The organism is Microbacterium sp. SS28 (assembly GCF_022761035.1).
Taxonomy (GTDB): domain Bacteria; phylum Actinomycetota; class Actinomycetes; order Actinomycetales; family Microbacteriaceae; genus Microbacterium.
Window position 1 is genome coordinate 342,548 of record NZ_JAKWJP010000004.1, and the last position, 12,727, is coordinate 355,274.

At 71.6% G+C, this 12,727-nt stretch carries 12 protein-coding genes; 2 read left to right on the top strand and 10 right to left on the bottom strand.

Features of this window, described 5'->3' with window-relative positions; genetic code table 11:
* Positions 1–18: 18 nt before the first annotated feature.
* The 9 genes from MJ607_RS13210 to MJ607_RS13250 all read right to left on the bottom strand — a co-directional run bounded on the left by MJ607_RS13210 (position 19) and on the right by MJ607_RS13250 (position 10,403).
* Positions 19–930 carry an ABC transporter permease gene (locus MJ607_RS13210; RefSeq protein WP_243076058.1) on the bottom strand — a complete coding sequence of 304 codons (912 nt, stop codon included), beginning with the start codon at positions 928–930 and terminating at the stop codon, positions 19–21.
* The gene (locus MJ607_RS13215; RefSeq protein WP_243076059.1) at positions 927–1,733 is read right to left on the bottom strand and encodes an ABC transporter permease; all 807 of its coding nucleotides are present in this window, start codon (positions 1,731–1,733) and stop codon (positions 927–929) included. Before MJ607_RS13215 ends, MJ607_RS13210 begins: the two co-directional genes overlap by 4 nt.
* 1 nt (position 1,734) lies before the next feature.
* Positions 1,735–2,562, bottom strand: coding sequence for an ABC transporter ATP-binding protein (locus MJ607_RS13220; RefSeq protein ID WP_243076060.1), 828 nt, complete (start codon positions 2,560–2,562; stop codon positions 1,735–1,737).
* Between the two features lie 51 nt (positions 2,563–2,613).
* The gene (locus tag MJ607_RS13225) at positions 2,614–3,726 is read right to left on the bottom strand and encodes an ABC transporter substrate-binding protein (protein ID WP_243076061.1); all 1,113 of its coding nucleotides are present in this window, start codon (positions 3,724–3,726) and stop codon (positions 2,614–2,616) included.
* A gap of 112 nt (positions 3,727–3,838) precedes the next feature.
* On the bottom strand, positions 3,839–6,643 hold the full coding sequence (locus tag MJ607_RS13230) for a molybdopterin cofactor-binding domain-containing protein (protein WP_243076062.1): 2,805 nt from the start codon (positions 6,641–6,643) through the stop codon (positions 3,839–3,841).
* Complete coding sequence (locus tag MJ607_RS13235; protein ID WP_243076063.1) at positions 6,640–7,476, bottom strand: FAD binding domain-containing protein; 837 nt, start codon at positions 7,474–7,476, stop codon at positions 6,640–6,642. The genes MJ607_RS13230 and MJ607_RS13235 overlap by 4 nt, the downstream gene beginning before the upstream one ends.
* A gap of 10 nt (positions 7,477–7,486) precedes the next feature.
* A complete protein-coding gene (locus MJ607_RS13240) occupies positions 7,487–8,845 on the bottom strand; it encodes an 8-oxoguanine deaminase (protein ID WP_243076064.1) in 1,359 nt (452 codons plus the stop codon).
* The gene (locus MJ607_RS13245; RefSeq protein WP_243076065.1) at positions 8,842–9,321 is read right to left on the bottom strand and encodes a nucleoside deaminase; all 480 of its coding nucleotides are present in this window, start codon (positions 9,319–9,321) and stop codon (positions 8,842–8,844) included. Before MJ607_RS13245 ends, MJ607_RS13240 begins: the two co-directional genes overlap by 4 nt.
* A complete protein-coding gene (locus MJ607_RS13250; RefSeq protein WP_243076066.1) occupies positions 9,318–10,403 on the bottom strand; it encodes an XdhC family protein in 1,086 nt (361 codons plus the stop codon). Before MJ607_RS13250 ends, MJ607_RS13245 begins: the two co-directional genes overlap by 4 nt.
* Positions 10,404–10,453: 50 nt before the next feature.
* Here MJ607_RS13250 and MJ607_RS13255 point away from each other — a divergent pair, with 50 nt between their 5' ends.
* Entirely contained in the window at positions 10,454–11,023 is a 570-nt protein-coding gene (locus MJ607_RS13255) for an NTP transferase domain-containing protein (protein WP_243076067.1), read from the top strand.
* A 119-nt stretch (positions 11,024–11,142) separates the two neighbouring features.
* Here MJ607_RS13255 and MJ607_RS13260 read toward each other — a convergent pair whose 3' ends face one another.
* Positions 11,143–12,072, bottom strand: coding sequence for a 2-hydroxyacid dehydrogenase (locus MJ607_RS13260; RefSeq protein WP_243076068.1), 930 nt, complete (start codon positions 12,070–12,072; stop codon positions 11,143–11,145).
* Positions 12,073–12,184: 112 nt separating this feature from the next.
* Here MJ607_RS13260 and MJ607_RS13265 point away from each other — a divergent pair, with 112 nt between their 5' ends.
* Positions 12,185–12,616, top strand: a complete 432-nt coding sequence (locus MJ607_RS13265; protein ID WP_243076069.1) for a DUF1761 domain-containing protein — start codon at positions 12,185–12,187, stop codon at positions 12,614–12,616.
* Positions 12,617–12,727: the final 111 nt, after the last annotated feature.

The window sequence follows — 12,727 nt, forward strand, 5'->3', positions numbered from 1 at the left end:
GGGCGCGTGGCGCATTCGTCAGCCGAGCCGGACCGCCATGCCGAGCTGCGCCAGGACGGCGTTCTCGACGATCTGCACGATGTTGTAGAGCACGAGCGTGATGAGCGTGATGATCGCGATCGCCCCCCACAGCTGGGCGAACTGCGCCTGCGCGTTGAACTTGAGGATCGCGCCGCCGATGCCCAGGCCCGTGGAGAGCCACTCGGCCAGCAGCGCGCCCGTCACGGCCGCGGGCACCGACACGCGCGCGGCTGCGAAGACCGAGGGCATCGCTCCCGGCAGGTTGACCTTGCGCATCGCCATGGGCCGGTTGCCGCCGAACACGTGCACGACATCCAGGCTCTGCTGACTGGCGCGGCTCAGGCCGAAGAGCACATTCGCGAGCGCGGGGAAGAGCACGACGATCGTCCCGATGACGGCGACGGACGCCGTGGTCCCGCGTCCCGTGATGAGGATGATCACGGGGGCGATCGAGACGAGCGGAATCGTGCGCAGCAGGAGGACGAGCGGCATGACGCCCGCCTCGACGGCCTTCGAGAGGCTGAACCCGATCGCGAGGATGACGGCGACCGTCATGCCGACGGCGAAGCCGATCGCGGAGTCCACGAGCGTCTGCCACACAAGAGGGAACAGGATGGCACGATGCTCGGCGGCGTCCTCGTCCACGAAGAGGTAGTTCCATACGTCGACGGGGCCCTTCGCGATGTAGGGCGAGATGCCGGTGAGGCTCACGACCGCCTGCCACAGCACCAGGAGGACGATGATCGTGATCGCAGCATTGCCGAGGGCGCGGAGCACGGCCTTCGAGAGGGCTCGTCGACGGTCCGCCTTCAGGCGGCTCTGGGCGGCGGCATCCGCTGCCAGCGCCAACTGGCCCGTGGGCGCTGCCGGCGGGTGGAGGGTATCGACCCGCTCGGGCTTTCCGGTCATGACGGCCTCCCCGCGACCCAGGGTGTGACGAAGCGGACCAGCAGGCCCACGAGGCCGTAGGCGGTGAGCGCGAAGACGCCGCACAGAAGGAACACCGACCACACTCCCGCCGAGTCGAGCTGACCCTGCAGCCGGATCAGTGTCGGTCCGACACCCGCCGTGATCGAGCCGAGGTACTCACCGAGGACGGCGCCGAGGAAGGCGGTCGGCACGGCGATCTGCAGGGAATTGAGGATCGAGGGCAGGGCGGCGACGAGCCGGACCTTGACGAGCTGAGTCCAGCCGCTCCCGCCGAAGACGCGGACGACGTCGAGCGAGGCCTTGTCGGCGGATTTGAAGCCGAGGATCGAGCCGACGACCGTCGTGAAGACGCAGACGATCGCCGCGAGGAAGATCGCGGTGGCCGAAGGATCGCCGGGATTCTTCGCACCGCCCGCGACGACGATCGAGATGCCGCCGATCGCGACGATCGGGAGGCAGTAGGTCACCACGGCGATCTGCGTGATGAGCGTCTCGAGCGCGGGGAGGAGCAGCACGAGCGTCGCCAGGATGAGCGCGATGCCGTTCCCCCACGCATAGCCGATCGCGGCCGCCGTGACCGTCGGCTGGAAGACGTTCCACGCGCCCAGGATGTTGCCCTGCACGAACAGCCAGTCGAAGACGGCGAACGGCGACGGCACGGGCGTGAAGGTCGTGCCCTCCTGCTGCTGGAAGGCGAGAAGCGAGAACACCCACCACAGCAGGAGGAGTGCGACCACGCCCAGGAGCGCCGACAGCCAGCCCGGGAAGCGCGTCCGGGTCACGTCAGGCCTCTGCCTCGGCGCGCCCGTCGACCCCGAAGAGCAGCTCGGAGGCGCGGTCCACGAGCGCGTGGAACTCGGGAGTCCGCATCATCTCGGGAGTGCGCGGGCGAGGAAGGTCGACCTCGATGATCTCCTTGATGCGGCCGGGCCGGGGCGACATGACTGCGACGCGGTCCGCGAGGAAGATCGCCTCGCTGATGCCGTGCGTCACGAGCAGCGTCGTCGCGGGCTTCTGGGTCCAGATGCGGAGGAGCTCGAGGTTCAGGTTCTGGCGCGTCATGTCGTCGAGTGCGCCGAAGGGCTCATCGAGCAGCAGCACGGAAGGCTTCAGCACGAGAGCGCGGGCGATGGAGGCACGCTGGCGCATGCCGCCCGAGAGCTGCGCGGGCTTGGCCGTCGCGAAGTCCTTGAGGCCCACGAGCTCGATGAGCTCGTCGACATAGTCCTTGTCGACCGGGCGTCGCGCGACCTCGAAGGGGAGCTCGATGTTCTTGCGGATGCTTCGCCACGGCAGCAGCGCATGATCCTGGAACGCGATGCCGAGCTCGCTTCCGGCGCGCATCTCGTCGGGTGTCTCGCCGTCGACCAGGACGGTCCCCGTCGTGGGGTGATCGAGCGCTGCGAGGATGCGCAGGATCGTCGACTTGCCGCAGCCCGACGGACCCAGGAGGGCCAGGAAGGATCCCTTCTCGGTGTGCAGATCCGTTCCCTGCAGGGCGAGGAGCGACTTGCCTCCGCGCAGCGTGAACGACTTCGAGACGCCAGTGATCTGGATGCCGGTGCCCGTGAGGGCACCGGCACCGGCATCCAGGTTTTCCGAGATTGTCATGATCCCTCAGGGGTGTGCGACAGCGAACCGGGGGTTCGGGGCGGAGCCCCGCTAGGGAAGGTAGTCCTTGAGCTCGGGATTCTCGCTGTAGATCTCGTCGATGATCGAGGTGTCGAACAGCTGGTCGGCCGTGAGCTCCCAGCCTGACGCCTTGAGCGACGCGAGAGTCTGCTTCTTCAGCGCGTCGGAGATCGTGAAGAGTCCGTTCGCCTCGGTCTCGTCGGTCGAGATGAGCAGCTTCTCCGCGTCGACCGCGGCCCCGGTCTTGTCGGGATCCAGATCACCGAAGGTCAGGTCGCCCGCCGCCGCCGACTCGTTGTAGTACTTGATCACGAGGTCGACCGTGTCTGCCGTCGGCTCGGTGAAGACGTCGGTCCAGCCCTTGATCTCTGCGATCAGGAACGCCTTGATGAGGTCGCGGTTCTCGGCGAGGTACTGGTCGGTCACCGTGAACGTCTCGGCCACGTACGGCAGGCCGTTCTCGGCGTAGGCGAGGTTCGTGACGGGGTAGCCCGACAGTTCGACGGTGATCGCCTCGTTGGTGAGGTACGCCATGAAGCCGTCGACCTCGCCGTTGATGAGCGGAGTGGGGTCGAAGTCGACCGGCACGATCTCGAGCTCACTCGGGTCGATTCCGTTCGCGGCGAGGAGCGCGGCGAACACCGACGCGTTCGAGTCCTGCACGCCGATCTTCTTGCCCTTGAGGTCCTCGGGCGTCTCGATGTTCCCGCCGTCCTTGAGCGACAGGATCGTGAACGGGTTCTTCTGGAACGTAGTGCCGATGATCTTGAGCGGCGCGTCCTGCTCGGCGACAGCGGCACCGACCGAAGCCGCGTCGCTCAGCGCGAACTGGACGGAGCCGGACAGCAGCTTCGCGACGCCCGTGTCGGGGCCCGCGATGCCCGTGACCTCCGAGAAGCCGGCCTCGTCGTAGTAGCCGTTGTCGTACGCGTAGAACTCGCCCGCGAACTCCTCGTTCTTGATCCACGAGTACTGCACGCTGATCTCGCCGTACGAGGCCGCCGCGCCGTCGCCGGAGGGGGCCGCCGAGCCGCTCGACGTGGCGCACGCGCCGAGCACGAGGCTCGACGCCGCCAGGCCGACGGCGAGGGCGAGGATGCGACCGCGGAGTCCGCGGCGCGCTGCTGTGGGATGTGATGCCATCGGAGGCCTTTCCAGGGTGGGTGCTGTTGCGCCGACGCTATTCCCCGCACGTTTCCGCACACGCCCTCGCGTGTTTCGGCGGTGTGACACTCGGCACGAAGGGTCGCGGGACTCAGGCTCGCGGCATCCCGAGCGTCCGCTGCGCCGTGCGCCACACGCGATCGCGCGAGAACGGCTGCTCGTAGACGCGGGCTCCGAGGGCGCGCGAGATCGCGTTGCCGATCGCGGGGGCGACGGGGTTGTACGGCGATTCGCTCATCGACTTCGCGCCGAACGGTCCGAGGTCGTCGGAGGTCTCGGCGAAGTACACCTCGGTCACGGGCACATCGCCCATCTGCGGCACGCGGTACAGGCGGAACACGGGGTTCACGACCTGCCCCTCGTCGACCATGACCTCTTCGTAGAGTGCGCTGCCGATGCCCTGCGCCGCGCCGCCCTCCACCTGCCCGCGGCACTGCGCGGGGTTCATGACGAAGCCCGCGTCGGCCGCCTGCACCGACTGCAGCACGCGCACCGTCCCGGTCGCGGGGTCGACCGCGACACGCACGGCGTGAACGTTGAAGACGAGCGAGCGCAGGTCGCCGAACTCGCGGCCGTCCGCGACGAGGCCTTCCGCCGTCCGCTCGGCGGCGGGGGCCGCCGCGACGATGCGCGCGAAGTCCACGAGACCCGCGGGGGTGCGGACGCCCTCCGGCGCGAGGGCGCATTCGTCGACGGATGCTCCCACGAGCACCGACGCGATGTGCAGCATCCGCTCCCGCAGTGCGACGCATGCCGCGTGCAGCGCCTTGCCCGCGACCGTGATGCCCGCCGACGCGAAGGCGCCCGTGTCGTGCTGGACGGCGTCGGTGTCGGAGCTGCGCAGTCGCAGGCGATCGAAGGATGCCGCGAGCACCGTCGCCGCGATCTGCCGGTGCACCGTGGTCGTGCCGTTGCCGAACTCGGCCGTGCCCGCCGCGAGCAGGTAGATGCCGTCGGGGCGCAGCGTCGCCGTCGTGTGCGAGATGTGCCCTCCGGGGGCCATCGTGGACAGCATCCCGAGCGCCATGCCCTCGCCCGTGAGCCAGCCGGCCGGCGCCTCGACGCCGTTGCCGCGGACCAGCGCCGCCTCGGCGAGGTCGAGGCACTGGTCGAGGCCGTAGCTGCCCCACACGAGGTCGCCCTCGTAGTCGTCGTCGGTCTCGTGCAGCGGATCGCCCTCCTGCACGACGTTGCGGCGGCGCAGCTCGAACGGGTCGATCCCGAGCCGCTCGGCGAGCAGATCCATCGCCGACTCGACGCCGAGCATGACCTGCCCGAGGCCGTAGCCGCGGAACGCCCCGGAGGGGATGTTGTTCGTGTACACGACCTCGGCGTCGACGCGCTTGATGGGCGCCTTGTAGACGGCGATCGACTCGGCGCATCCGTGGAACATGACGCCGATGGCGTGATTGCCGTACGCGCCCGTGTCGCTCAGGACGTCGACCTTCATCGCCGTCAGCTTGCCCTCGCGCGTCGCGCCGAGCGAGACCGAGACGCGCATGGGATGCCGCACCGACGAACGGCGGAACTCGTCGGTGCGCGAGAACTCGTACGCGACGGGCCGGCCCGTGCGCAGCACCGCGAGCGCCACGAGATCTTCCGTGAAGATCTCCTGCTTGCCGCCGAAGCCGCCGCCGACCCGCGCCGCGAAGACGCGCACGCGGTCGCGGTCGAGCCCGAACAGGTGCGCGATCTCGTTGCGGGTGAGGAACGGCACCTGCGTGCTCGAGCGGATGACGAGCCGCCCGTCCTCGTCGAGCCAGCCGATCGAGCCGTGCGTCTCGAGCTGCGCGTGCGACACCCGCTGCGTCTGCCACGTGCCGGTCACTGCCGCGTCGGCGTCGGCGAGCGCGGCATCGACGTCGCCGCCGAAGCCGTCGTGCAGCTCGGCGATGACGTTGCGGGATGCCGCGGCCACGCGGTCGGCCGAGGTGAGCCCGGGATGCACGAGGGGTGCGCCGGGACGCCGCGCCTCCTCGGGGTCGAAGACGGCCGGGAGCGTCTCGTAGTCGACGCGGATGCGCCGGAGGGCCTCTTCGGCCGCGGCGCTCGTCTCGGCGACGACGGCCGCGATCCGCTGCCCGACGTGGCGCACGATGTCGTCGAGCATGCGCATGTCGTCGGGGTCGTCCTCGCGGTGCTCGTGCCGAGCGCTCGAGTAGCGCAGCGGCGGGACGTCCTCGTGGGTGAAGACGGCGACGACGCCCGGTACTGTCCGTGCTGCGGCGGCGTCGATCGCGGTGATGCGCGCGTGCGCGTGCGGCGAGCCGAGGACGCGCAGCACGAGCGCACCGGGAACGACCGTGTCGAACGTGAAGGGCTCGAGCCCCTGCACGATCCGGTGCGCCGCCTCGGGGGTGGCGGAGCGGCCGACCCGCTGGTCCGGTGCGGAGGAGCGGCCGACCCGGTGGTCGGTCTGTCCCCGGTCGTCGAGCGTTCCGCCACGGCCGGTCTCACGGACGGGGCCGAGCACCGACTCCGTGATCGCATCGCGGATGGGGCGGTAGCCCGTGCAGCGGCAGAGGCTCCCCTTCATGCGCCGGTCGAGGTCGGGCAGGTCCTCCGCCGTGAGGGTCGAGGCCGTGACGCTCATGCCGGGCGTGCAGAACCCGCACTGGAATCCGAAATGCCGGGTGAGCGCCTCCTGCACGGGGTGCAGGTCGTCGCCGGGGGCGAGGCCTGTCGCCGTCGTGACGGCGGCGCCCTCGACCCGGACGGCCGGGATGAGGCATGAGTGCACGGGCTCGCCGTCGAGGATGACGGCGCACGCTCCGCAGTCGCCCGCGTCGCAGCCCTTCTTGACCTCGTGATGCCCGTGCTCGCGCAGGAGCGTGCGCAGGCACTGGCCCGGCCGCGGCTCTGTGTCGACCGGCTCGCCGTTGACCTCGAACCTCATGCGGCGGCGCCTTCGAGCTCGGCGCGGATCTGCTCCGCGAGCACGCCTGCGACGCCGCGGCGCCAGTCCGCGGCGCCGAGCGGGTCGGTGTAGTAGCCGCGGGCGGCCTGGATGTCGGCGGCGAGCGTCGCGCTCTCCGGCAGCGCGGCGTACCGCAGCACGACGGGAGTCAGGGTCGCGGCCGTGATCCCGAACACCGCGGCGCCGCCGACGTCGACCCGGCCCGTCACGACGGCGCCCGAGCGCCCGTGCTCGGCGAGCGCGATCTTGCGCAGCGCGGCGCGCGCTTCGAGCGCCCGCGCAGGCAGCTCGACGGCCCGCAGCACTTCGCCGGGCTCGAGGCTGTTCGTGCCGTTCCCCGTCACGAGATCGGCGACCGGGATGCTGCGTTCGCCGCCGTCCGGAGTCCACACGATCGCGACCCCGTCGAGCCCTGCGCACAGCGACACCATCGCCCCCGCGGCGAACGAGCGGCACACGTTCCCTCCGACGGTCGCGGTGTTCCAGATCTTGAACGAGGCGAGCAGCGCGTTCGCGGCATCCGGCACGATCGACAGTGCCGTCCACGCGGCGGGGGGCGCGGCATCCGTCGCCCGTCCCCGTGCCCAGGCGACCAGGCGCGCGATCGTGCAGGTCGCGCCGATGCGCAGCCCCTCGTCGGTGACCTGGAGGTCGGGCCAGTCGAGGGTCGTGAGGTCGACGAAGCCGGTCGTGTCGGGCTGCGGTTCGCTCATGAGCCACGTGCCGCCCGCCATCACGGTCTCGCCCGGCGCGAGGGCGAGGTCGGCGCGTGTCAGGGCCCGGCGATAGCTCGTGACGGTGTCGATGTCCACGGATGCCTCGCTACAGCCGCGCCGCGAGCGCGCGCGAGGCGGCCGCGACCTCTTCCGCGATGATCGGCTCCTCGGCGGTCGCGAGCGCGCCCTCGACGACGATCGCGCGGCCGCCGACGAAGAGGCGGTGCAGGGGAGGGAGCGCGCCGAGTCCGAGCGCCGCGACGGGATCCAGGATGCCGGCGTGCTCGACGCCGTCGACGCGCCACACGGCGATGTCGGCGAGCTTGCCCGGCTCGAGCGAGCCGATCTCCGCGTCGCGTCCGAGCACGCGGGCGCCGCCGATCGTCGCGACGCGCAGGCCGTCGCGCACGCTGAACGAATCGGCGCCCGTCCGCAGCCGGTTCATCAGGACGGCCTCGCGGATCTCGACGCCCAGCTGTCCCGACTCGTTCGACGCCGCGCCGTCCACTCCGAGCCCGACGGGCACGCCGGCGCGCAGCAGGTCCCGCACGGGCGCGATCCCCGAGGCGAGTCGTCCATTCGACGACGGGCAGTGCGCGACGCCCGTGCCGGTTGCGGCATATCTCGCGATCGCGGTGTCGTCGAGGTGCACGCAGTGCGCCATCCACACGTCGTTCCCGAGCCATCCGAGGTCTTCGAGGTACTGCGTCGGCGTCTTGCCGAAGTGCTCCGCGCAGTACGCGTCCTCTTCGATCGTCTCGGACGCGTGCGTGTGCAGCCGCACATCGAGCGACCGCGCGAGCACGGCGGCCTCGCGCAGCAGATCCGCCGTCACCGAGAACGGCGAGCACGGCGCTATCGCGACCCGCACGAGGGAGCCGAACGACGGGTCGTGCCAGCGTTCGACCGCCTCGCGCGAGGCCTCGAGCGCGGCATCCGTAGTCTCGACCGCGAAGTCCGGCGGCAGTCCGCCCTGCGAGGCGCCGAGGTCCATCGACCCGCGTGTCGCGTGCAGACGCACCCCGACGCGCGTGGCCGACTCGACGATCGCGCCGACGATGTCGCCCGAGCCCTTCGGGAAGATGTAGTGGTGGTCGCCGACGGTCGTGCACCCCGAGCGCGCGAGGACGGCCATCGCACCCGCCGCGCCCGCGCCAGTGAGTCCCGCGTCGATGCGCGACCACAGGGGATACAGCGCCGTCAGCCAGTCGAAGAGGATCGCGTCCTGCGCGTAGCCGCGCGTGAGCCACTGGTACAGGTGGTGGTGCGTGTTGACGAGACCCGGCGTGACGAGGCATCCCGTCGCGTCGACGATGTCGGCTCCCGCGCGCAGATGCTCGGGAGCGCGACCCGCGCCGACCGCCGAGATGATCCCGTCGTCCACGACGACGTGGCCCGCCGCGTGCTCGGTGCCCGACGGGTCGACCGTCGCGATGAAGCCGCCTTCGATGATGGTGCGCGTCATACCCAGAACCCTTCGTGGACGGTGCGGGCGCCCTCCCGCGCAACGGGCCCGATGACGTCGACCGGGCGCCCGCCGCGGGCGAACACCTCTCGGCACGGCAGTGCCAGAGTGGGTATGCCCTCTTGGGCATGTACCAGCTCGCGCAGCTCGTCCTCGCCGAAGGCGTAGACGATCCGGGCGATCCCCGCCCAGTAGATCGCGCCCGCGCACATGGCGCACGGCTCGGTGCTCGTATAGAGGACGGATGCCGCGAGCGTCGCCGCATCGAGGGCCGCGGCGGCCGCGCGCACGACGTTCGTCTCGGCATGCCCCGTCGGGTCGCGCCGGGTGACGACCGAGTTGAGGCCTTCGACGACCGTGCCGTCCGGAGCCACCACGATCGAGCCGAAGGGGTGGTCGCCGCGATCGCGCGCGCTCTGCGCGAGAGCGATGGCGTGATCGAGGTGCGCGATGTCTGCCGGTGACGCGTGGGTCATGGTGCCGTTCGGATCGGGGTGCAGGAGGCAGCGGCATCGAGCTCGGGAGCGCCCGCCGCATCGCGGGAGTGGAGGGGGCCCTCGCGCTCCCGGAGGGGCAGACCGCTTCCGCCGTGCTGCGCCGCGACGATCTCGGCGAGCACCGAGACGGCCGACTCGAGCGGGGACGCTCCGCCGAGGTCGAGACCGAGCGGGGAGTGCAGTCGCGCGAGCGTGACGTCGTCGACACCCGCGTCGCGCAGGAGGGCCGCGCGGTGCGCGACGGTCGGCCGCGCGCCCATCGCGCCGACGAAGCCGACCGGCAGTCGGAGTGCGGTCGCGATGGCGGGGACGTCGATCCGCTCGTCGTGCGTCAGGACGCACACCGCCGTGCGGGCGTCGAGCGCCGACTGTTCGAGAGACCCGAGGTACTCGTGGGGGAGCGCGACGACGACCTCGACGGCGTCGGGGAACCGCTCGCGCGTCGCCATGGTCTGCCACACGTCGCACACCGTGACGGCGAAGCCGGCAGTGGCCCCGACGCGGCACAGGGCCGCCGCGTGCTCGCCCGCGCCGACGATGATGAGGCGCGGGCGCGGTGCGTGCGACAGGACGAGCGTGCCGTCTGGGAGGAGAAGGCTCTCGCGGTACGCGACGGCGTGTCCGAGCGCGTCGGCGGGGTCGCCGGCCGCGACGGCGCGGAGGCGCGGGTCGGCGGCGAGGTCGAGGGCGATCGTCACGGCCTCGTCCGCCGCGGCGGCTTCGAGGGCCGCGCGGGCTGCGGCATCCGTCGATCCGATCCGATACGCGAAGACCTCGACCGATCCGCCGCACGCGAGGCCCGCGGCGTGCGCCGCGTCGTCGCTGAAGCCGAAGCCCGCCGTGCGGCCCTGACCGTCGGCGAGCACCGCGAGGGCGAGGGCGACCGCCTCGGACTCGACGCAGCCGCCCGAGATCGATCCGATGACCCGGGCGTCGCGGGTCACGGCCATCGACGCGCCGACCCCACGCGGAGCGCTGCGGGCGACGCGGGTCACGGTCACGACCGCGACCGGCTCGTCCGTGCTCAGCACGGGGAGCAGATCGCGCGCGATTTCGAGCATGACGTCACGCTAGTCCCGACGTGTTTCCTCCGCGCTACGCTGTCGTGACCATGAGCGAATCCGCGCCGGCGCTGTGCGGGCTCGTGCTCGCGGCGGGTGCGGGAACGCGCTTCGGTGGTCCGAAGGCCCTCGCCCGCACGCCCGACGGAACCCCCTGGGTCGCCCGGGCTGTTCAGACGCTGACGGATGCCGGCTGCCGCCGCGTCGTCGTCGCGCTCGGGGCCGCCGCGACCGAAGCGCGGGTGCTCGTCCCCGCCGCTGCCGAGGTCGTCGAGGTGCCGGATTGGGCGGAGGGCCTCTCGGCGACGCTCCGCGCGGGGCTGCGTGCGGCCGTCGCGGGCGCCGACGCTGCCGTCGTGGTGCCGGTCGACACTCCGGAGCTTCCTGCATCGGCCGTGCGTCGGGTCGTGGCGGCGGCGGGTCCCGCGCGGCGGGCGCTCGCGCAGGCGGTGTACGGCGGCGAGCCGGGTCATCCGGTCTTCATCGGCGCCGACCATGTCGACGCGCTCGTCGACGGTCTCTCGGGCGATCGCGGGGCTCGGCGATTCCTCGTCGCGCACGGCGCCGTCGAGGTCGAGTGCGAAGACCTGTGGTCAGGCGCCGACGTCGACACCCGCTGACCCGACCAGCCTCCCGGCCGCCGTTCGCCCTCGGATGCGGCACGTCGCGCTCCGCTCGCCACATCGACTCGCACGTCGACGCGCCGGCAGGCTCAGCGACCGTGGCCGGGCGCTGCGGCTCAGCCGATGACGACGTTCTCGGGCTCCTCGCCCGCGAGCAGGTGTCCGATCTGCCGGCGCACGAGCCGCGCGATGCGGGGCCGCATGGCGGTCGAGGCTCCTCCGACGTGCGGCGAGATCAGCACGCCGGGCAGGCCCCACAGCGGGTGGCCGTCGGGGAGCGGCTCGGGGTCGGTCACGTCGAGCGCCGCGCGGATCCGCCCCCGCTGCACGTGCTCGACGAGCGCGTCGGTGTCGATGAGGGGACCCCGGCCGACGTTGACGACGAGCGCGCCGTCCGGAAGGGCCGCGAGGAACGCGTCGTCGACGATGTGCCGTGTCGACTCGCCACCCGGCAGCGAGACGATGACGATCTCGGCGTGGGGGAGCAGGTCGGGCAGTTCGGAGACGGCGTGCACCGGCATCCCGTCCTCTTCGCGTGCCCTGCTCGCGACCGCCGTGAGCTCGACCTCGAATCCGGACAGTCGCGCTGCGATCGCCTTGCCGACGCCGCCGAAGCCGAGCAGCAGCACGCGCCGGTCGGCGAGGCTCTCGGCGAACACCGGCGCCCAGACGCCGCGGTCCGTGTTGACGGCGAAGACGTCGATCTGCCGCTGCGCCGCGAGCGTCAGGGCGACGGCGAGCTCGGCGGTCGAGGTCTCGTGCACGGACGCGGCATTGGCGAAGCGGAGACCGTCGGGCAGCACGTCGGCGACGCCCTCGTAGCCGATCGACTGGCTCTGCACGAGCCCGACGCGCACGTCGCGCAGGCGCTCGAGCACCCTCGCCATCTTCATGTACGGCGGCACGACGAGATCGAAGGCGTCGCGCGGCGCGGGGTCATCCATGGTCCAGACGACGACCTCGACGCCCTCGGGGAGGGGCTGGATGTCGTGGGCGAGCTCGTCGGTCGGCACCGAGACAGCGAGCCGACGTGTGCGGGTGTTCACGGTGCAACGCTACCGGCGCGACCCGGCGCGGCGCCCGGAGGCGGTCGGAGCCCGGCGATACGCTCCGGGCAGCGGACCGCCTGCCCGGGCGGCGGTCGTAAGGAGGCGGACGATGGTTCCCGAGATCAACTACTGGGCCGTGCTCATCGCGACGGCGTCGAGCATGGTCGTCGGCTCGATCTGGTACACGCCGAAGGTCTTCGGCACGCGCTGGGCGGCCCTCGCGAAGGTCGACATGAACAGGCCCGGAGCGAGCGCCGTCATCCCCATCATCGTGACGGTGGTCGTGAGCTTCGTGACGGCGTGGGTGCTCGCGGGCGCCTCGGCGATCGCCTGGCACTTCTACGGCGGCAGCTGGCTGTGGGGCGCCGTCATCACCGCCGCGACGCTGTGGGCGGGATTCACGGCGGCGCGCTTCATCACGCACGACGCGTTCGAGGGCCGCCCGACGGCTCTCACGACGATGAACATCGCTCACGAGCTCGTGACGGTGCTGGTCATGGCGCTCATCATCGGCGTCTGGCCGCCCGCCGGCACGGTCTGACCACCGGACGGTCTCCCCAGCCCCGCATGAGATCAGGTGATCTCACCGGTGCAGGATGATCAGCCGACCGAAGCTCCTGCAGCCGTGACATCACCTGTTGCGGTGACGCCG